This window comes from Tritonibacter sp. AK171, from assembly GCF_030127025.1.
GTDB classification, from domain to species: domain Bacteria; phylum Pseudomonadota; class Alphaproteobacteria; order Rhodobacterales; family Rhodobacteraceae; genus Epibacterium; species Epibacterium mobile.
Map to the genome: position 1 here is coordinate 203,860 of NZ_CP126134.1, position 16,838 is coordinate 220,697.

Sequence of the window (16,838 nt, forward strand, 5' to 3'; positions counted from 1 at the left end):
GTGCCGCGGCCGGCGCTCCCTCCCAAAGCTAAAAGGAGGCCATCATGGCTAAGGAAAAGTTTGAACGTAATAAACCGCACGTCAACATCGGCACCGTTGGCCACGTTGACCACGGTAAAACCACGCTGACCGCAGCAATCACCAAATACTTCGGCGACTTCCGCGCATACGACCAGATCGACGGCGCACCGGAAGAAAAAGCACGCGGTATCACCATCTCCACCGCCCACGTGGAATATGAAACCGACGCGCGTCACTACGCACACGTCGACTGCCCCGGCCACGCTGACTATGTGAAAAACATGATCACCGGTGCGGCGCAGATGGACGGCGCGATCCTGGTTGTGAACGCAGCAGACGGCCCGATGCCCCAGACCCGCGAGCACATCCTGCTGGCGCGTCAGGTTGGCGTTCCCGCGCTGGTCGTGTTCATGAACAAAGTGGACCAGGTCGACGACGAAGAGCTCCTCGAGCTCGTCGAAATGGAAATCCGCGAACTGCTGTCTTCCTATGACTTCCCCGGCGACGATATCCCGATCATCGCAGGTTCCGCTCTGGCGGCGATGGAAGGCCGTGACGCCAACATCGGTGAAGAGAAGATCAAAGAGCTGATGGCGGCTGTGGATGAGTACATCCCGACCCCTGAGCGCGCTGTTGACCAGCCCTTCCTGATGCCGATCGAAGACGTGTTCTCGATCTCTGGCCGTGGTACCGTTGTGACCGGTCGTGTTGAGCGTGGCGTGATCAATGTTGGCGACAACATCGAAATCGTTGGCATCAAAGACACCACCACCACCACCTGTACCGGTGTGGAAATGTTCCGCAAACTGCTGGACCGTGGTGAAGCAGGCGACAACATCGGCGCGCTGCTGCGTGGTATCGACCGTGAAGCGGTTGAGCGTGGTCAGGTTCTGTGTAAGCCGGGCTCCGTGACCCCGCACACCAAATTCGAGGCAGAAGCCTACATTCTGACCAAAGAAGAAGGTGGCCGTCACACGCCGTTCTTTGCGAACTACCGTCCGCAGTTCTACTTCCGCACCACCGACGTGACCGGCACCGTGACTCTGCCTGCCGGCACCGAGATGGTGATGCCGGGCGACAACCTGAAGTTCGAAGTTGAACTGATCGCCCCGATCGCGATGGAAGACGGTCTGCGTTTTGCAATCCGCGAAGGCGGCCGCACCGTTGGCGCGGGCGTTGTGTCCAAGATCCTCGCGTAAGCGAAGAGCCTCGCCTGATTTAAACGGCGAGTGACAATAGAAAGGGCCTCCCAGCGGGAGGCCCTTTTTTGTTGCGAGGCGCCGCCTCGCGCTCCGAGGTATTTGGGAAAAGATGAAGCATTCGCCCTAGGAGATAGGGCAGCGCTCTACCTTAGCGCTGCGGTACATCTATAGGGCCTCAAGAGCAGATTTGATCTCGTCGAGTTTTGTTTGCGGTAGGTCTCTGACTTTGATGATAGAGGTCAGGTGCTCTGGCTTGCTGATGCCAACAAGGCTGCACAGCGACAGCTCATTTAACAGTGTGGCCCCAATTGCAAGCTCGCTGAGTGTAAGATCAAGAGCCTGTGCAACGGGACGCAAGGCAGAGATTTTCTCGTGGATTTCCGTCAGAAGCACCTGAGGAAGCTGGTCTCTTGCGTCATAAAAGGGGCAGGCGGGACCGTCGCGAAAGAACGTTTCAGTTATCAGGCCGCGAAACAGGGTGGAGCGACCAATGAAGTTCTGCCCGCGCCGACGCAGTTTCGATAAAAACTGTTCATCGCATCTGCGCTCCAGCGCCGAATAGTTCCATTGCAGATAGGTTCCAAACCCGATGTCAGTCGCATGTTGCAAATCCTCCCAGCCGCGGGGGCTGACACCATAGGAATTGATGTATCCCTCCTCTCGCGCCCTCTCAAAAAGTGTCTGAATCTGATCAGAGAGCATTTCTAGTGAGGGGCCGTGTAGCAACACCACATCGATCACATCCATCTGGAGCCGCCTGCGGCTATCATCAAGACAGGAGAGGAACGTCGACCAGTTGATCTCGTCCGGTGCTAATGTGTTGAGGTGCGAGAGTTTTGTGACAATCAGCAGATCGTTTCTCTGCCCGGAACGGCTTACGGCTGTTCCGAGCAAGGTTTCACTTATTCCGTCGCCATAGGCTTGCGCTGTGTCAAATACATCAATCCCGCTCGTGATTGCGTCTTCGATGAGCTTGATGCGTTGCGCCTCAGGACCCACGCGCCAACCATTTTGCATCCCGTTAATGGTCTGTTCCCCACCCAGTTGCCAGCAGCCAAATCCGATCTTGCCATAGCGCACGTTGTCAGAGCTTTTCGTATAGTCTGAATTCGAAGGAGACGCGCGTTTCGTCTTCGTTGTTGTTCAGGGCGAGGCCATGAATCAGATGGGAGGAGAAAATCAGGAATTCATCAGATTTCGGGTTTTCTCGCACCAGATTGGAGTTTCCGCCCCAATCGCGAATACTTGCAACACTGTAGCGCTGAGCATTCATCGTGCTACCTGCTTTGGTGCGGGTGATTTTGCTCTCTGGCAGAAGGTGGCTTCCAGGGGCCATCGGTAGCCCACTACAATCGTTCACGCCACATACAGGGATCCAGATATTGACCATCTTGGGCACGGAACCGTGTTGGTCGAAGGCTTCGTAGATGTCTTTGTGAACCGTATTGTAGTTGTGACTTTTGGGCTTGTTGATGCGCGCGATCATCCAAACATCCGTATTCGTTTGCGGATTGGTAAAGCTCAGATCAACCCCGAGGTAGGTGCTAAAATTTTTAAGTATCTTGGCGCTATCAAAGCCGAGGTCGGCGGGAAACAGGCGTCGGCTACGTTTGATCACCTCGCCATGGAGCGCATCGTCGACGTAAGCGTGATACCGCTCTAGTGTAAAACCACTGAGGTCAATTTCTGGGCGTAACTCAGTGATGATCTTGACAATTGCCGCTGTGGTTTCGCTGTAGATCGTGGCCGGATCATAAAAATCATCAGCCTTTAGTGTCGTATAGCCAGCGTCATACCAGTCGGTGTGTTTGGTGATATCGTCGAACTTGGTGGACAACACCTCGTCTGAGCCCACACTGTAAGCGTCCTCAGCTGCGAGCTGAACTGCGATTTCTGTGCCGTTAATGATATACTGAGTTTGCATGATCGGTCGCCCCGTAGTTGATCTGACCCGTTTCGAAGTCTGTCGGTGTGATATGTGCAATTCGTTTAAAGCGAGTGAAAAACTCTATTGAATGCGGCAATTGGGGTGAGAGGTGGATCAGTGCGTGCGGGGCTCAAAGTGTCGTGCGGCTAAAGTCAGCGGGCGACGAATTTGCGCCTTGATTTGCAAGGTGGTTTCAGAGCAAATCCGCCTATGGTTGAATTTCTCTTTTTTGCATTTTTAGTTGGCCTTCTGGTTTTTCTCCTGCGTCGCCGTGGGAGGCAGGCCACAAGGCTTGCCATTATTGATGGATCGAACCTGCTCTACTGGAAGGGTGAGGCTCTATCGCTGGAGCCTGTTATAGATGCGATCGAAGCGTTGGAGACAGCCGGCTACCGCCCTTGCGTAGTCTTCGACGCGAACGCAGGCTATCTGGTGGCCGGGCGCTACTTGAACGGGCCGAGCTTTGCCAAAAGGCTTGGCCTTCGGTCTTCGCAGTCTCATGTGGTGCACAAGGGCGAACCTGCTGATCCGCATATCCTAAAGCTGGCGCGCGATAGCGGCGGGATCGTGATTTCCCGTGACCGGTTTCGCGACTGGGAGCAGGAGTTTGCGAAGGAGACTGCCGCGGGCAGGGTGGTGCGTGGTGGCTATCGCCGTGACAAGATCTGGCTCGATCTGCCAAAGGAAAAGGTCTCTTAGCAGCGCTGATTGGGCAAGGGCGGGGGGGGGGCGCGACCTATGAGGGCGGCCCGCCCCGTGATGTGTGCGGGACGTGCAAGAGTTGGCGCGTCAGATAGAGGTTTGAGGACGCTCAAACAGCGCCCATTTGGGTTGCAACGCGCAACCTCGCGCGCCGGAAGAGGTAAGCAGGCGCGTAACAGGGCTTGGGCTAGAGGCGGTGAGCTTTTCCAAGCCGAGAACAGTAGGCTATGTTATTTACCGTTCGCATCCACCGGAGATGTACTTACAAAGTTCTGCTCAGAGAAGCAGTGGACGTTGTCGAAAGTTGAGTATTGAATGTCTGGGTTTCTGATTTGATTAAGATGCCATTCTCATTCCTGAAGAGAATGGCGCAGCTGGTATTTGGCGCGGGTCTCATGCTCATGGGGGTTGGTTTAACGCTGGTTGCGCTGCTGTCTCTCCAAGATAACGTCGAGAAAGCAATCAAGGGCAATAGCGAGCGACCGAGAGCTGTCCAGCTTCGTTTTCTACATCCCGGCTATTTTGTTGGCGCTTTCAACGAGTTTGATGTCAGTGGTTGGTTCGCTGGCTTGGCGGGTTCTTACGACGTTGATAAGGGAACGAGGTCATACGCTGTTTTTAGCGCGTTCCCCCTTAGCAAGGAGGGCCCGCATCTGATCGCAATTCAACGAAACCATAACATCGGATCGTATCTCAGCACTCTCATGCACGGGAAGCGGGAATTGCCCGCATATGTTCGTATCCACGGCTTTGCGGACTACGGGGATATTGACGCCCGTCGCATCAAGAACGACCTTCGGCGCAAGGGGCACGATTTGCAGGGAAAAATTTACTATGCGGAGGTGTTCACTGACAGGCGTGGGCGAGCCGTGGTGTGGCTTTGGATCGGCGAAATTGTATTCTTGGGCTTTAGCGTTGGTATGGTGTTTCTGGGTTTTGTTTTGATCCGTTCTGAGCGGGAGAGTTTGCGATGATCCATAAAGCCTCTCCTCCCCCTTGCCACACTGTCGCAACAGGTGTAACAGGCCCCATCCCGCACTGCGGGAAATGGGCGGGGTGATTCCCGCCTTTTGGGTTCGATGAGGGTGCGTGACGAGCACGGGACCTTCCTCTCAACCTCAACGCCTGACTAAAAGGCTATACGATGCAAAGCCAAAACATCCGTATCCGGCTGAAGGCATTTGACTATCGTGTGCTGGATGCGTCCACACAAGAGATCGTCAACACTGCCAAGCGGACCGGCGCCCAAGTGCGCGGCCCGATCCCGCTGCCGAACAAGATCGAGAAATTCACTGTTCTGCGTGGTCCCCACGTGGACAAGAAATCCCGCGATCAGTTCGAGATCCGTACGCACAAGCGTCTTCTCGACATCGTCGACCCGACTCCTCAGACCGTGGACGCGCTGATGAAGCTCGACCTGGCTGCTGGCGTTGACGTCGAAATCAAGCTGCAGTCATAAGATCGGAGGGTAATTCATATGCGCTCTGGTATTATCGCAAAAAAAGTGGGCATGACCCGCTTGTTCATGGAAGACGGCAAGCAGATCCCTGTGACCGTTCTTTCCCTTGATGGCCTGCAGGTTGTCGCTCAGCGTACCGAAGACAAAGACGGCTACACCGCCGTTCAGCTCGGTGCTGGTTCCGCAAAAGTAAAGCGCGTCTCCAAGGCTATGCGCGGTCACTTCGCGGCCTCCAAAGTTGAGCCCAAGCGTAAGCTGGTTGAATTCCGCGTTCCCGCGGATGGCCTGATCGAAGTCGGCGCGGAAATCTCCGCCGAGCACTTCCTGACTGGTCAAAAAGTCGACGTCACCGGTACCTCCATTGGTAAAGGTTTCGCCGGTGCAATGAAGCGCTGGAACTTCGGCGGTCTGCGTGCCTCTCACGGCGTGTCGATCTCTCACCGTTCCCACGGTTCCACCGGTCAGTGTCAGGATCCGGGCAAAGTCTTCAAAGGTAAGAAGATGGCCGGTCACATGGGCGCTGCACGCGTGACCACCCAGAACCTCGAGGTTGTCAAAACCGACGCCGATCGTGGTCTGGTCTTCATCAAAGGCGCTGTTCCTGGTCCGAAATCCGGCTGGGTCACCGTCAAAGACGCCGTGAAGAAGAAAGCACCCGAAGGTCTGCCGTTCCCGGCGGCTCTGAAGACTGCTGCTGAAGCTGCGGCTGAAGCACCCGCGGAAGGGGGTGAAGCATGAAACTTGACGTGATCAAACTGGACGGCGGCAAAGCGGGCGACATCGAACTGTCCGAAGACCTGTTCGGCCTGGAGCCGCGTGCGGACATCCTGCACCGTATGGTCCGTTGGCAGCGCAACAACGCGCAGGCCGGCACCCATAAGGTGAAGACCCGCTCCGAGACCTCCTACTCCACCAAGAAGATCTACCGCCAAAAAGGCACCGGTGGCGCACGCCACGGCGACCGTAACGCGCCGATCTTCCGCAAAGGTGGTATCTACAAGGGTCCGACCCCGCGTAGCCACGGCCACGATCTGACCAAGAAATTCCGCAAGCTGGGTCTGCGCCACGCGCTGTCCGCCAAAGCAAAAGCGGGTGAACTGGTCGTGATCGAGAACGCAGAAGCCGAAGGCAAGACCGCTGCTCTGGCCAAACAGGTTGCAAACCTGGGCTGGAAACGCGCTCTGGTCATCGACGGTGCTGCCGTCAACGAAGGCTTCGCTCGTGCCGCCAAGAACATCGAAGGTCTGGATATCCTGCCGTCGATGGGCGCAAACGTCTATGACATCCTGAAGCGTGACACCCTCGTGCTCACGAAGTCGGCTGTCGAAGCACTGGAGGCTCGCCTGAAATGAGCGCGAAGGCAGAACACTACGACGTGATCCGCAAGCCGATCATCACCGAGAAATCCACCATGGCGTCCGAGCACGGCGCAGTGGTGTTCGAGGTGGCAATCGACTCCAACAAGCCGCAGATCAAAGAAGCTGTCGAAGCTCTCTTTGGTGTGAAGGTCAAAGCGGTCAACACCACCGTCACCAAGGGTAAGGTCAAGCGCTTCCGCGGCCAGCTGGGCAAGCGGAAAGACGTGAAAAAAGCCTACGTCACCCTGGAAGAAGGCAACACCATCGACGTGTCCACCGGACTCTGAGATCTGCTTGTCTGAGAATTGGAAAGGCCCCTGCGAAAGCGGGGGCCTTTCTCTGTTGGTGGATACCACGAAGGGTAGCGCCTGACCCTGGGTGGGCGTGAAGCGCCCTCCCGTGGGGAGGGTCGGGCGCTGCCCGGCCTGCGGCCGCGTTATCAGTGAAGGTTGATAGCATTGCTTGGTTTTGATCAGTCGGCAACTTCGAGTACGTATGCAGCGATGGTATGTGCTGCATTTATTGCGAGGCGCGCATGGCGTGGCGCAATCTTGTAGGTACGGGCTTCACTTTCGGATTTTCCGTGGGCACCACTCTTTTTGTTGCGAAGATACATTATGCCATCCACGACACTATGCATGCCTGACGCGATCTTTCGTAAGTCCTTGTCTTCTAATTCACCGGGTTTGAGACCAATATCTTTGGCCACCATTTTCCATAGCTCTGACAGAGTATGAGAGAGAGTACTTGATGGCTTTCTTATCCAAATATGCCTTGAAAGCGGCTTCCAGAACGTTGCCTGCATAGTGCGCGGCGGCGTGTGGATCTTTTTCCACCTGCTCTAGGGCTCGTTTGATTTCTTTGTCGACGGATGAGAGGCCATGTCGCCTAACTTCTTCTTCGAGTGACAGGGTACTACTACTTCCTCGGGTCGGCCGAAGCTTTCCACTGGAAAACACTAGCCCCCCGCTTGCCAAGGTGCGGTCGAGCTTTCGTTTGTCGGCATCGAGTTTCTCCTGCCGCTCACCTGCCTCTGGCATCCACGCCGAAAACTGTTCAAGTGGCTTTTCGAAGAAGTCGTCTAGAATTACCTCCAGTACCGACAAGGGCTCGTCTACGAATTTGTTTGTGGATCGCAGCCAAGTCTCAACTTTCTTAGGTTTACTCAAATCAGGCACCTCTTCTGGTGCCCCGGCATATAGAAAAAGAGCATCTATTCCTGCATGAGAGTACCAATCAGGCAGAATAGAACTTAGATTACCGATCACTTTTGTTGGAATTCGTTCCATAAATAGCTTCCCAAGTGCGTTAACAACCTTTCCAAAACAGAAAACACCCTTTCGTAGAAGGCAAGTACTTCCCTGCTGCCGCTTCCCCATTGCCACCTCTCCCAACCTCTGCTACATCGCACCAATCCTGACAGGCCTCGGATTCGTTCCGGGGCCGTTATCTTTGTCGGGACATTCGACCCAGGGACCTTCGGGGCCCTTCATCGGTCACCTGAACCCGGCGCGGATGCGCCAAGGCAGGGGGCTTTAACATAGCTGGGCCAAAGATAATAACCTAAGGCTCGGCACGCTAAACGGAAGACAGAAAGCATGGCACTTAAGTCGTATAAACCGACGACGCCGGGCCAGCGTGGGCTGGTTCTGATCGACCGTTCGGAGCTTTGGAAAGGGCGTCCGGTCAAGTCTCTCACTGAGGGTTTGACCAAATCGGGCGGCCGGAACAACACCGGACGGATCACTTCTCGCCGCCGTGGTGGTGGCGCAAAGCGTCTTTACCGGATCGTTGACTTCAAACGGAATAAATTTGATGTCGCCGCGACCGTCGAGCGCATTGAATATGACCCCAACCGCACTGCCTTCATCGCACTGGTGAAGTACGAAGACGGCGAGCAGGCTTATATCCTCGCGCCGCAGCGTCTGGCAGTTGGTGACAAGGTCATCGCCTCCGCAAAGGCAGACATCAAGCCGGGCAACGCAATGCCGTTCTCGGGCATGCCGATCGGTACCATCGTTCACAACATCGAAATGAAGCCCGGCAAAGGCGGCCAGATCGCCCGTGCAGCCGGTACTTACGCTCAGTTCGTTGGTCGTGATGGTGGCTACGCTCAGATCCGCCTGTCCTCGGGCGAGTTGCGCTTGGTCCGTCAGGAATGCATGGCCACCGTCGGTGCCGTGTCCAACCCCGACAACTCCAACCAGAACTACGGTAAAGCCGGTCGTATGCGCCACAAGGGCAAGCGTCCGAGCGTCCGTGGTGTGGTTATGAACCCGATCGACCACCCCCATGGTGGTGGTGAAGGTCGGACCTCCGGTGGTCGTCACCCGGTGACCCCATGGGGTAAGCCGACCAAGGGTAAGCGCACCCGCAACACCAACAAGGCGTCGCAGAAGCTGATCATCCGCTCGCGTCACGCTAAGAAGAAAGGGCGCTAATCTATGACTCGCTCTGTATGGAAAGGCCCCTTCGTCGATGCTTACGTGCTGAAAAAAGCCGAAGCAGCGCGCGAGTCCGGCCGCAATGAAGTGATCAAGATCTGGTCCCGTCGTTCCACCATTCTGCCCCAGTTCGTGGGTCTGACCTTTGGTGTGTACAACGGCCAGAAGCACATTCCTGTCAACGTCTCGGAAGACATGATTGGTCAGAAGTTCGGTGAGTATTCCCCGACCCGCACCTATTATGGTCACGCCGCTGACAAAAAAGCGAAGCGGAAGTAAGTCATGGGCAAGGATAAAAACCCCCGCCGCGTGGCAGACAACGAAGCAATGGCGAAAATCCGCATGCTTCGCACCAGCCCGCAGAAACTGAACCTGGTGGCTCAGATGATCCGTGGCAAGAAAGTGGACAAGGCTCTGACCGACCTCACTTTCTCCAACAAGCGGATCGCGCAGGACGTGAAGAAATGCCTTCAGTCCGCCATCGCGAACGCCGAAAACAACCACAACCTTGACGTCGATGAACTGATCGTCGCCGAGGCATGGGTCGGCAAGAACCTGACCATGAAGCGCGGTCGCCCGCGGGCTCGTGGTCGCTTCGGCAAGATCCTGAAGCCGTTCGCTGAGATCACCATCAAGGTGCGTCAAGTTGAGGAGCAAGCCTAATGGGACATAAAGTCAATCCGGTTGGCATGCGCCTGCAGATCAACCGCACCTGGGACAGCCGCTGGTACGCTGACACCAAGGACTACGGTGATCTCCTCCTCGAGGACATCAAGATCCGTGAGTTCATCAAGGAAGAGTGCAAGCAGGCCGGTGTTGCCCGCGTGATCATCGAGCGCCCCCACAAGAAGTGCCGTGTGACCATTCACACCGCGCGTCCGGGCGTGATCATCGGCAAAAAAGGCGCGGACATCGAAGTTCTTCGCAAGAAGATCGCTTCCATGACCGATTCCGAGCTGCACTTGAACATTGTTGAGGTTCGCAAGCCGGAACTCGACGCACAGCTCGTTGGCGAGTCCATCGCTCAGCAGCTGGAGCGCCGTGTGTCCTTCCGTCGCGCGATGAAGCGGGCCGTGCAGAACGCTATGCGCATGGGCGCCCTGGGTATCCGGGTGAACGTCGCTGGTCGTCTGGGCGGTGCAGAAATCGCACGTACCGAATGGTACCGTGAAGGTCGTGTGCCGTTGCACACCCTGCGCGCAGACATCGATTACGCACACTCTGAAGCATCCACCCCCTATGGTATCATTGGTATCAAGGTCTGGATCTTCAAAGGTGAGATCATGGAGCATGATCCTCAGGCGCGTGATCGCAAGGCTCAGGAACTCCAGGACGGTCCGGCACCTCGCGGTGCAGGCGGCAACCGTCGTGGCGATCGCTAAGGAGAACGCGACATGCTTCAGCCAAAGCGTACTAAATTCCGCAAGATGCACAAAGGCCGGATCAAAGGCCTCGCAAAAGGCGGTTCCGACCTGAACTTCGGCACCTACGGCCTGAAGGCAGTGACACCCGAGCGTGTAACCGCCCGTCAGATCGAAGCTGCACGTCGTGCAATGACCCGTCACATGAAACGTCAAGGTCGTGTCTGGATCCGTATCTTCCCGGACACCCCGGTGACCTCCAAGCCCGTCGAAGTGCGTATGGGTAAAGGTAAAGGCTCCGTGGACTTCTGGGCGTGCAAAGTGAAGCCGGGCCGCGTGATGTTTGAAATTGACGGCGTCAATGAAGACATCGCCCGCGAAGCTCTGCGCCTCGCAGCCATGAAGCTGCCGGTTCAGACCCGCATCGTGGTGCGTGAAGACTGGTAATCCCGGTTTTCCGTAACTGATTAAGCCCCCCGTCAGGCAACTGGCGGGGGGCTTTTCGTTTGATACGGTGGCCCTGCGGACGGGCGGTTCAACCCGGCAGAGCGCCGCGCAGTTCATCATAGCTGATTGCCACATGCGCCAGATACGCAGGTCGTTCCATCAGGCGCTCATAATACCGCCGCAAATTCGGCAGCTTCGGGCGCGCGATATTGATGTCAAAATATCGATAGAGCACATGCCCCATCTGAATGTCTGCCAAGGTGAAACTATCGCCAGAAAGCCAGGTGTTGTGCTGCAGGTGCTCCTCGGCGATCAATAAATTTGCGTGAAGAGCGTGAAGGGCAGAGGCGATGGCCTCCGGGTCTTTGTCGGCTTCCGGCGTGCGGACAACCCGCCAAAAGACCGGCCCCGTAAACTGCAGCGCGACATTGAGCTTGGCCCATTCTGCCCATTTATCCACCTGCGCGCGCTCTGCGGGGGCTTTGGGCCAGAAGGAGGAGGGCCCGTAGCGATCTGCCAGATAGCGCAGAATTGCGCCCGTCTCCCATAAGGCTTCCCCACCGTTATCTTTTAGGACGGGAACCGTTCGGTTTGGGTTCATCTTCGCAAAGCTATCCGTGTCGGTCACCCCATAGATAAAACCCGCATCATGGCGCACCGCCTCAAGGTTCAGCTCTTCAACGCACCACATCAAGGCCTGAACATTTGATGATGATCTGCGCCCCCAAATTTCCAGCATTGCGATGACCTTTCTGCGTGTTTGATATGCGCCGATGCTAAGGCGCTGCACCGCCAAAGAAAATCACCTTGTTCTGGGGGGCGATGGCGGCGGTTAGCATCGGCTCGGGTGGGTGAATTCACGCTGGTCTCATGCTGAATTGGTCAATTGTTCACTAATTGTTCCTATGGTCGGTGCTGCGTGGGTGACACGCGTTTTGACCGAACGAGGCTGCATCATGATACCCATACGACGCGTTTTGCTTTGCAGTTTGGCCCTATGCCTGAGTGTTGCGATGTCCTGCACACAAGAGCCTCTGTCTATCGACAGCTCCGACCCGTCGCAGGTCACCCGGATATCTCAGGCGCCCTATCGGTATCAGGATGCCACCTATTGGACGTTGGCCAATGGCTGCACCTATTCCCGCGGGATTTCAGGCGGCGGAGGCTGGCGCTGGTTCTTGGTGGGGAATCCAATGGCATCGGATCGGGGCATGGTGATCGAGGGCTGCGCCTATGTTTTTGATGATCCGCCCAGAGCTGACCGCTGAGAACCATTCATTCAGATTCTGCACATAAACTCCGGCTCGGAATAGAAACCAACAAAAGGGAGCTTCCTCATGAAGTTCGTAACCAGTGTCGCCACCGCCGTTGCCCTTGGTCTTGGAGGGGCTGCGCAGGCCGCAGATGTCATGTTGTTGACCGAGGACTATGCGCCCATGAATTTTGAGCGCGACGGCGAAATCGTCGGCCTTGGGGCGGATCAGGTCTTTGAAATGATGAACCGTGCCGGGATCACCTATGAGGCGGAACTGACGCAATGGTCACGCGCCATCGGGCAGGCGGAACGCCGCCCCAATACTTGCGTGTTCAGCACCACGCACACCGAAGAGCGTGACCCGAACTTTCAGTGGGTTGAACCTCTGGCGAGCGACAGCACCATTCTGGTGCGCAAGGCGGGCAGCGATATCGCACCGGCTTCAATCGACGATGCGCGCGGATATCGAACCGGCACCCAGACCGGGGACTACACGGTTGGAGTGCTGGAGGAGGCAGGGTTTGAGGCGATCGATCTCGCACCCTCGCAATCTGCGACGCTCAAAAAACTGCTTCAGGGCCGTATTGATCTGATGGCGACCTCTGGTTCGTTCTTGGAGGCAGCACTTGCCGATGGGGCCGAGATCGAAGAGGCGCTGGTGATTTCAACAACCACCATGTCGGTGGCCTGTAGCCACAAGACTGATCAGGCCCTTGTCGCACGCATGCAAGAGGCGCTGCAGAGCATGATTGACGACGGCACGCAGGCCGAAATCATGGCGAAATACGAATAACCGGTCACCCTCTGTGACACAGCACACGCCCACGTCTGGCGTGTGCACCCTTGCAAGAAGAGATCTGGAATGCGGGGCCTCTCGCCAAACCTGCCGCGCTTGCGCTATGAGAGCGCCATGGCCCAGATCGATTCCCTCTTTGTGACCCGCCTTTACCGGGCTGCGCTCTCCGAGCACGGCCCCAAGATTGACCCGCAGGAGATGGAAGCCTCCTGCATCACCATCGCCGAGGATGACGAGGCGGGGCAGGACTGGTGCGAGGAAAACGGCTATCCCGGCTATACCTCCTATGCGTCGCTCACCGATCTGCCGTGGCGGTTCCCGATCTTTGCCGATCTGGTCAAATCGCTGGATGCGCATGTCGCGGCCTTTGCGCAGGATCTGGAACTCAATCTCGACGGGCGTGAGCTGAAGCTGGAGGATCTGTGGATCAACATCCTGCCCGAAGGCGGCACCCATGCCAGCCACATCCACCCGCATTCCGTGATTTCTGGCACCACCTATGTGTCGATGCCGGACGGAGCCTCGGCGCTGAAACTGGAAGATCCGCGTCACGCCATGATGATGGCGCACCCGCCCCGCACCAAAGACTGTCGCCGTGAGCTGCGCACCTTTGTCTACGAGGCACCAAATGTGGGCGATGTCCTCTTGTGGGAGAGCTTCATTCGCCATGAGGTGCCGATGAACATGTCCGAAGACGAGCGGATTTCCGTGTCTTTCAACTACGCTTGGGCCTGAGCGCGCCAGACAGATTGTAAATACCCGCAAAGCTGCATAGCCTCTTGGAAAACACTTCCGAGAGGCTTTTTCATGGCGCGGCGTTCACCTTTTGAAATCGGCGGCTTTCATATTCCGCCCGGCACCCGGCGCACGGTCGATCTGCCGGTGAGCGTGTTGTCCGACCATACGCCGGTCAATATGTCCGCCCATGTTATCCACGGCGCTGAGGACGGCCCGACGCTATTCGTGTCGGCGGCCATTCATGGCGATGAGGTGATCGGCGTGGAAATTGCCCGCCGCCTGTTGCGCAGCCGCCAGTTTTCGCGCTTGCGCGGCACGCTGATCGTTGTGCCCATCGTCAACACTTTTGGCTTTCTCAATCATTCGCGTTATCTGCCGGACCGGCGTGACCTCAATCGCTGTTTTCCCGGCAGCGAAGGCGGCTCACTCGCCAGCCGTCTGGCGCATCTCTTTATGACCGAGATCGTGGCGCGCTCGGACCTTGGTATTGATCTGCATTCCGCTGCGATCCACCGCACAAACCTGCCGCAGATCCGCGTTTCTCCCAAGGCGCAAGAGACCCTCGCCTATGCTGATGCCTTTGGCGCGCCGGTGGTGATCCGCTCGGGCTTGCGCGATGGGTCCCTGCGCAAAGAAGCGCAAAAGGCGGGCGTTGATATTCTGCTCTATGAAGCAGGGGAGGGGCTGAGATTTGACGAACAATCGGCCCGTGTTGGCGTTGCGGGCATCCTGCGGGTGATGCATGCGCTCGATATGATCCCTGAGGACGGCGTACCATTGGCCGAAGGCGTGCCGGTGCGCGCCGCCGATTCCGCGTGGGAGCGCGCGCCGGCAGGGGGGCTGCTGCGCGCCTATAAAACCATCGGAGAGATGGTCGAGCCCGGTGACGTGCTGGGGATCGTCGCTGATCCTTTCGGCGAGGAAGAGATGGAGCTGACCGCCAGCCAGACGGGCCTCATCATCGGCCGTGCCAACCTACCCATCGTGAACGAAGGGGATGCGTTGTTTCACATCGCCACCGTGAACTCAGCAACCGCAGAGCAGCAGATCGAGACGCTGAACGCGCAGCTTGATGGGGCAGCGATGTTTGATGAGGACGAGATTATTTGAGCAGGGACGGGCGAGCATAAAGATTTTCGGTCGTCCAAAGGGACGCGCATCTTTCCCTTGCCCTCCCAGCCCCCCTCCTGTAGAGGGACGCATCGCTCACCGCAATTCGCGAGTCGGATTGTGTCGGGCGATTCTTTTTCTGCATATCCTGCAGACGACATAACCCACCAGGGTAAAGGGTGACCCAGCATAAGGGGCCCTCTGGTGCCAAGGAAAGGAACGCAAGGCGATGAACGCCAAGGATCTGCGCGACAAAACCGTGGACGAGCTCCGCGATGAACTCGCAAACCTCAAAAAAGAGAGCTTCAACCTGCGCTTTCAACAAGCGACCGGTCAGCTGGAAAACACTGCAGGCATCAAAGCGGCACGCCGCAACGCTGCTCGCGTGAAAACCATCCTGAACGAAAAAGCCGCAGCAGCGGCTGAATAAGGAGCTCTACAGATGCCCAAACGTATCCTGCAAGGCGTCGTGACCTCCGACGCAAACGCTCAGACCGTCACCGTGTCCGTGGAACGTCGTTTCACACACCCGGTTCTGAAGAAAACCATCCGTAAGTCCAAAAAGTACCGGGCTCACGATGAAAAGAACGCTTTCAAGGTCGGCGACTCCGTACGCATCATCGAATGCGCGCCGAAATCGAAAACGAAACGCTGGGAAGTTCTGGAAGCCTAAGAGCCTGAAATTCAGGCTCCTGGCGACTAGGCTTTTTAGCACAGTCGAAACCCTGGGGGATCACAGCACGCATCGCTGCCCCAAAGGTCGGGAGAAACCACATGATCCAGATGCAAACAAATCTGGATGTAGCTGATAACTCCGGCGCTCGCCGAGTTCAGTGCATCAAGGTTCTGGGTGGCTCCAAGCGTAAGTACGCTTCCGTTGGCGACATTATTGTTGTCTCGGTTAAAGAAGCCATCCCGCGCGGTCGCGTGAAGAAGGGTGACGTCCGTAAGGCCGTTGTCGTTCGCACCGCCAAAGAGGTCCGTCGTGAAGACGGCACCGCAATCCGTTTTGACCGTAACGCTGCTGTTATCCTGAATAACAACAACGAGCCGGTCGGCACCCGTATCTTCGGCCCGGTTGTTCGCGAACTTCGCGCGAAGAACTTCATGAAGATCATCTCGCTCGCTCCGGAGGTGCTCTAATGGCTGCTAAACTGCGCAAAGGCGACAAGGTCGTCGTGCTTGCTGGTCGCGATAAGGGCAAAGAAGGCACCATTGCCTCCGTTGACCCCAAAGCCGGTAAAGCTGTCGTAGATGGCGTGAACATGGCCATCCGTCACACCCGTCAGACCCAGACATCGCAAGGTGGCCGCCTGCCCAAGGCCCTGCCGATCGATCTTTCGAACCTGGCTCTGCTGGACTCCAACGGCAAAGCAACCCGCGTCGGCTTCCGCGAAGAAGACGGCAAGAAGGTGCGCTTTGCAAAAACCACCGGGGAGACTGTCTGATGCTTGACGATGCAACCTACACCCCGCGTCTGAAGACCCTCTACAAGGACACCATCCGTGGCGCCCTCAAAGAGGAATTCGGCTACAAGAACGAAATGATGATCCCTAAGCTGGACAAAATCGTTCTGAACATCGGCTGCGGCCGTGCAGCCGTCAAAGACAGCAAGAAGGCGAAATCGGCTCAGGAAGACCTGACCAAGATCGCCGGTCAGAAAGCGCTGACCACCGTTGCAAAGAACTCCATCGCTGGCTTCCGCGTTCGTGAAGGCATGCCGATGGGTGCAAAGGTGACCCTGCGTGGCGAGCGGATGTATGAATTCCTCGACCGTCTGATCACCATCGCGATGCCCCGGATCCGCGACTTCCGCGGTGTGTCCGGCACCTCTTTCGACGGTCGTGGCAACTACGCCCTTGGCCTGAAAGAGCACATCGTGTTCCCGGAAATCGATTTCGACAAGATCGACGAAGCCTGGGGCATGGACATCGTAATTGCCACCACCGCGAACACCGACGCGGAAGCTAAGGCGCTGTTGAAAGCTTTCAACATGCCCTTCAACAGCTGATCGCGGA

Annotated in this window: 26 protein-coding genes; 21 read left to right on the forward strand and 5 right to left on the reverse strand. The window is 56.8% G+C overall.

Annotated features, from left to right (window positions below):
- The first annotated feature begins 44 nt into the window (after positions 1–44).
- A complete protein-coding gene (gene tuf, locus QNI81_RS00930; RefSeq protein ID WP_074712646.1) occupies positions 45–1,220 on the forward strand; it encodes an elongation factor Tu in 1,176 nt (391 codons plus the stop codon).
- A gap of 168 nt (positions 1,221–1,388) precedes the next feature.
- Here the strand turns inward: tuf and QNI81_RS00935 are convergent, their stop codons facing one another.
- Together QNI81_RS00935 and QNI81_RS00940 are read right to left on the reverse strand one after the other, a co-directional pair.
- A complete protein-coding gene (locus QNI81_RS00935; protein WP_283967070.1) occupies positions 1,389–2,303 on the reverse strand; it encodes an aldo/keto reductase in 915 nt (304 codons plus the stop codon).
- A 4-nt stretch (positions 2,304–2,307) separates the two neighbouring features.
- Positions 2,308–3,147 (reverse strand): phytanoyl-CoA dioxygenase, encoded by an 840-nt coding sequence (locus QNI81_RS00940; RefSeq protein ID WP_283967071.1) that lies wholly within the window; start codon positions 3,145–3,147, stop codon positions 2,308–2,310.
- A gap of 213 nt (positions 3,148–3,360) precedes the next feature.
- Between QNI81_RS00940 and QNI81_RS00945 the strand changes: the two genes are divergently transcribed.
- The 6 genes from QNI81_RS00945 to QNI81_RS00970 all read left to right on the forward strand — a co-directional run bounded on the left by QNI81_RS00945 (position 3,361) and on the right by QNI81_RS00970 (position 6,956).
- Complete coding sequence (locus tag QNI81_RS00945) at positions 3,361–3,849, forward strand: NYN domain-containing protein (protein WP_283967072.1); 489 nt, start codon at positions 3,361–3,363, stop codon at positions 3,847–3,849.
- Between the two features lie 368 nt (positions 3,850–4,217).
- Complete coding sequence (locus tag QNI81_RS00950; protein WP_283967073.1) at positions 4,218–4,826, forward strand: hypothetical protein; 609 nt, start codon at positions 4,218–4,220, stop codon at positions 4,824–4,826.
- Between the two features lie 170 nt (positions 4,827–4,996).
- Positions 4,997–5,311, forward strand: a complete 315-nt coding sequence (gene rpsJ / locus QNI81_RS00955) for a 30S ribosomal protein S10 (protein ID WP_005621947.1) — start codon at positions 4,997–4,999, stop codon at positions 5,309–5,311.
- A gap of 18 nt (positions 5,312–5,329) precedes the next feature.
- Positions 5,330–6,049, forward strand: coding sequence for a 50S ribosomal protein L3 (gene rplC, locus QNI81_RS00960; protein WP_009176269.1), 720 nt, complete (start codon positions 5,330–5,332; stop codon positions 6,047–6,049).
- Positions 6,046–6,663, forward strand: coding sequence for a 50S ribosomal protein L4 (gene rplD / locus QNI81_RS00965; protein WP_005621925.1), 618 nt, complete (start codon positions 6,046–6,048; stop codon positions 6,661–6,663). The genes rplC and rplD overlap by 4 nt, the downstream gene beginning before the upstream one ends.
- Entirely contained in the window at positions 6,660–6,956 is a 297-nt protein-coding gene (locus QNI81_RS00970) for a 50S ribosomal protein L23 (protein ID WP_005621923.1), read from the forward strand. Before rplD ends, QNI81_RS00970 begins: the two co-directional genes overlap by 4 nt.
- 185 nt (positions 6,957–7,141) lie before the next feature.
- Here the strand turns inward: QNI81_RS00970 and QNI81_RS14750 are convergent, their stop codons facing one another.
- Positions 7,142–7,381 (reverse strand): abortive infection family protein, encoded by a 240-nt coding sequence (locus QNI81_RS14750; protein ID WP_502999756.1) that lies wholly within the window; start codon positions 7,379–7,381, stop codon positions 7,142–7,144.
- Positions 7,347–7,958: a hypothetical protein gene (locus tag QNI81_RS00975; protein ID WP_283967074.1), complete on the reverse strand. Its 612-nt coding sequence runs from the start codon at positions 7,956–7,958 to the stop codon at positions 7,347–7,349. Before QNI81_RS00975 ends, QNI81_RS14750 begins: the two co-directional genes overlap by 35 nt.
- Positions 7,959–8,267: 309 nt before the next feature.
- Here QNI81_RS00975 and rplB point away from each other — a divergent pair, with 309 nt between their 5' ends.
- Genes rplB through rplP form a run of 5 tightly spaced genes read left to right on the forward strand, consistent with a single transcriptional unit; the run spans position 8,268 to position 10,921 of the window.
- Positions 8,268–9,110, forward strand: coding sequence for a 50S ribosomal protein L2 (rplB, locus tag QNI81_RS00980; protein WP_008207548.1), 843 nt, complete (start codon positions 8,268–8,270; stop codon positions 9,108–9,110).
- Between the two features lie 3 nt (positions 9,111–9,113).
- Positions 9,114–9,392 (forward strand): 30S ribosomal protein S19, encoded by a 279-nt coding sequence (rpsS, locus tag QNI81_RS00985; protein WP_005621910.1) that lies wholly within the window; start codon positions 9,114–9,116, stop codon positions 9,390–9,392.
- 3 nt (positions 9,393–9,395) lie between these two features.
- On the forward strand, positions 9,396–9,776 hold the full coding sequence (gene rplV / locus QNI81_RS00990; RefSeq protein ID WP_005621907.1) for a 50S ribosomal protein L22: 381 nt from the start codon (positions 9,396–9,398) through the stop codon (positions 9,774–9,776).
- Positions 9,776–10,495, forward strand: a complete 720-nt coding sequence (gene rpsC, locus QNI81_RS00995; RefSeq protein ID WP_005621904.1) for a 30S ribosomal protein S3 — start codon at positions 9,776–9,778, stop codon at positions 10,493–10,495. Before rplV ends, rpsC begins: the two co-directional genes overlap by 1 nt.
- A gap of 12 nt (positions 10,496–10,507) precedes the next feature.
- Positions 10,508–10,921 carry a 50S ribosomal protein L16 gene (rplP, locus tag QNI81_RS01000; RefSeq protein WP_005621901.1) on the forward strand — a complete coding sequence of 138 codons (414 nt, stop codon included), beginning with the start codon at positions 10,508–10,510 and terminating at the stop codon, positions 10,919–10,921.
- Positions 10,922–11,009: 88 nt separating this feature from the next.
- On the opposite strand, the gene QNI81_RS01005 is transcribed toward rplP, so the two are convergent.
- Positions 11,010–11,660, reverse strand: coding sequence for a glutathione S-transferase family protein (locus tag QNI81_RS01005; RefSeq protein ID WP_283967075.1), 651 nt, complete (start codon positions 11,658–11,660; stop codon positions 11,010–11,012).
- Positions 11,661–11,934: 274 nt separating this feature from the next.
- On the opposite strand from QNI81_RS01005, the gene QNI81_RS01010 reads away from it, so the two are divergent.
- From QNI81_RS01010 to rplE, 9 genes are all read left to right on the forward strand, one after another.
- Positions 11,935–12,189: a hypothetical protein gene (locus tag QNI81_RS01010; protein WP_009176451.1), complete on the forward strand. Its 255-nt coding sequence runs from the start codon at positions 11,935–11,937 to the stop codon at positions 12,187–12,189.
- Positions 12,190–12,258: 69 nt separating this feature from the next.
- Positions 12,259–12,969 carry a substrate-binding periplasmic protein gene (locus QNI81_RS01015; protein WP_065323005.1) on the forward strand — a complete coding sequence of 237 codons (711 nt, stop codon included), beginning with the start codon at positions 12,259–12,261 and terminating at the stop codon, positions 12,967–12,969.
- 117 nt (positions 12,970–13,086) lie between these two features.
- Positions 13,087–13,707, forward strand: a complete 621-nt coding sequence (locus tag QNI81_RS01020; protein WP_009176738.1) for a 2OG-Fe(II) oxygenase family protein — start codon at positions 13,087–13,089, stop codon at positions 13,705–13,707.
- A gap of 72 nt (positions 13,708–13,779) precedes the next feature.
- On the forward strand, positions 13,780–14,820 hold the full coding sequence (locus QNI81_RS01025; RefSeq protein ID WP_009177189.1) for a succinylglutamate desuccinylase/aspartoacylase family protein: 1,041 nt from the start codon (positions 13,780–13,782) through the stop codon (positions 14,818–14,820).
- 229 nt (positions 14,821–15,049) lie between these two features.
- On the forward strand, positions 15,050–15,250 hold the full coding sequence (gene rpmC, locus QNI81_RS01030; RefSeq protein WP_005621881.1) for a 50S ribosomal protein L29: 201 nt from the start codon (positions 15,050–15,052) through the stop codon (positions 15,248–15,250).
- Between the two features lie 12 nt (positions 15,251–15,262).
- Positions 15,263–15,493 carry a 30S ribosomal protein S17 gene (gene rpsQ, locus QNI81_RS01035; RefSeq protein ID WP_005621877.1) on the forward strand — a complete coding sequence of 77 codons (231 nt, stop codon included), beginning with the start codon at positions 15,263–15,265 and terminating at the stop codon, positions 15,491–15,493.
- Positions 15,494–15,594: 101 nt separating this feature from the next.
- Positions 15,595–15,963 (forward strand): 50S ribosomal protein L14, encoded by a 369-nt coding sequence (gene rplN / locus QNI81_RS01040; protein WP_005621870.1) that lies wholly within the window; start codon positions 15,595–15,597, stop codon positions 15,961–15,963.
- Complete coding sequence (gene rplX / locus QNI81_RS01045; RefSeq protein ID WP_005621849.1) at positions 15,963–16,268, forward strand: 50S ribosomal protein L24; 306 nt, start codon at positions 15,963–15,965, stop codon at positions 16,266–16,268. Before rplN ends, rplX begins: the two co-directional genes overlap by 1 nt.
- Entirely contained in the window at positions 16,268–16,831 is a 564-nt protein-coding gene (gene rplE, locus QNI81_RS01050; protein WP_005621847.1) for a 50S ribosomal protein L5, read from the forward strand. The genes rplX and rplE overlap by 1 nt, the downstream gene beginning before the upstream one ends.
- Positions 16,832–16,838: the final 7 nt, after the last annotated feature.

Coding starts and splice junctions, on each gene's coding strand:
- rplD (WP_005621925.1), top strand. CDS start 6,046: ATGAAACTTGACGTGATCAAACTGGACGGCGGCAAAGCGGGCGACATC.
- QNI81_RS00950 (WP_283967073.1), top strand. CDS start 4,218: ATGGCGCAGCTGGTATTTGGCGCGGGTCTCATGCTCATGGGGGTTGGT.
- rplP (WP_005621901.1), top strand. CDS start 10,508: ATGCTTCAGCCAAAGCGTACTAAATTCCGCAAGATGCACAAAGGCCGG.
- rplB (WP_008207548.1), top strand. CDS start 8,268: ATGGCACTTAAGTCGTATAAACCGACGACGCCGGGCCAGCGTGGGCTG.
- QNI81_RS01015 (WP_065323005.1), top strand. CDS start 12,259: ATGAAGTTCGTAACCAGTGTCGCCACCGCCGTTGCCCTTGGTCTTGGA.
- QNI81_RS14750 (WP_502999756.1), bottom strand. CDS start 7,381: ATGGTGGCCAAAGATATTGGTCTCAAACCCGGTGAATTAGAAGACAAG.
- QNI81_RS01005 (WP_283967075.1), bottom strand. CDS start 11,660: ATGCTGGAAATTTGGGGGCGCAGATCATCATCAAATGTTCAGGCCTTG.
- rpsJ (WP_005621947.1), top strand. CDS start 4,997: ATGCAAAGCCAAAACATCCGTATCCGGCTGAAGGCATTTGACTATCGT.
- rpsS (WP_005621910.1), top strand. CDS start 9,114: ATGACTCGCTCTGTATGGAAAGGCCCCTTCGTCGATGCTTACGTGCTG.
- rplN (WP_005621870.1), top strand. CDS start 15,595: ATGATCCAGATGCAAACAAATCTGGATGTAGCTGATAACTCCGGCGCT.
- QNI81_RS01020 (WP_009176738.1), top strand. CDS start 13,087: ATGGCCCAGATCGATTCCCTCTTTGTGACCCGCCTTTACCGGGCTGCG.
- QNI81_RS01025 (WP_009177189.1), top strand. CDS start 13,780: ATGGCGCGGCGTTCACCTTTTGAAATCGGCGGCTTTCATATTCCGCCC.
- rpsQ (WP_005621877.1), top strand. CDS start 15,263: ATGCCCAAACGTATCCTGCAAGGCGTCGTGACCTCCGACGCAAACGCT.
- QNI81_RS00975 (WP_283967074.1), bottom strand. CDS start 7,958: ATGGAACGAATTCCAACAAAAGTGATCGGTAATCTAAGTTCTATTCTG.
- rplE (WP_005621847.1), top strand. CDS start 16,268: ATGCTTGACGATGCAACCTACACCCCGCGTCTGAAGACCCTCTACAAG.
- rplV (WP_005621907.1), top strand. CDS start 9,396: ATGGGCAAGGATAAAAACCCCCGCCGCGTGGCAGACAACGAAGCAATG.
- QNI81_RS00940 (WP_283967071.1), bottom strand. CDS start 3,147: ATGCAAACTCAGTATATCATTAACGGCACAGAAATCGCAGTTCAGCTC.
- rpsC (WP_005621904.1), top strand. CDS start 9,776: ATGGGACATAAAGTCAATCCGGTTGGCATGCGCCTGCAGATCAACCGC.
- QNI81_RS00945 (WP_283967072.1), top strand. CDS start 3,361: ATGGTTGAATTTCTCTTTTTTGCATTTTTAGTTGGCCTTCTGGTTTTT.
- rplC (WP_009176269.1), top strand. CDS start 5,330: ATGCGCTCTGGTATTATCGCAAAAAAAGTGGGCATGACCCGCTTGTTC.
- rplX (WP_005621849.1), top strand. CDS start 15,963: ATGGCTGCTAAACTGCGCAAAGGCGACAAGGTCGTCGTGCTTGCTGGT.
- rpmC (WP_005621881.1), top strand. CDS start 15,050: ATGAACGCCAAGGATCTGCGCGACAAAACCGTGGACGAGCTCCGCGAT.
- tuf (WP_074712646.1), top strand. CDS start 45: ATGGCTAAGGAAAAGTTTGAACGTAATAAACCGCACGTCAACATCGGC.
- QNI81_RS01010 (WP_009176451.1), top strand. CDS start 11,935: ATGTCCTGCACACAAGAGCCTCTGTCTATCGACAGCTCCGACCCGTCG.
- QNI81_RS00970 (WP_005621923.1), top strand. CDS start 6,660: ATGAGCGCGAAGGCAGAACACTACGACGTGATCCGCAAGCCGATCATC.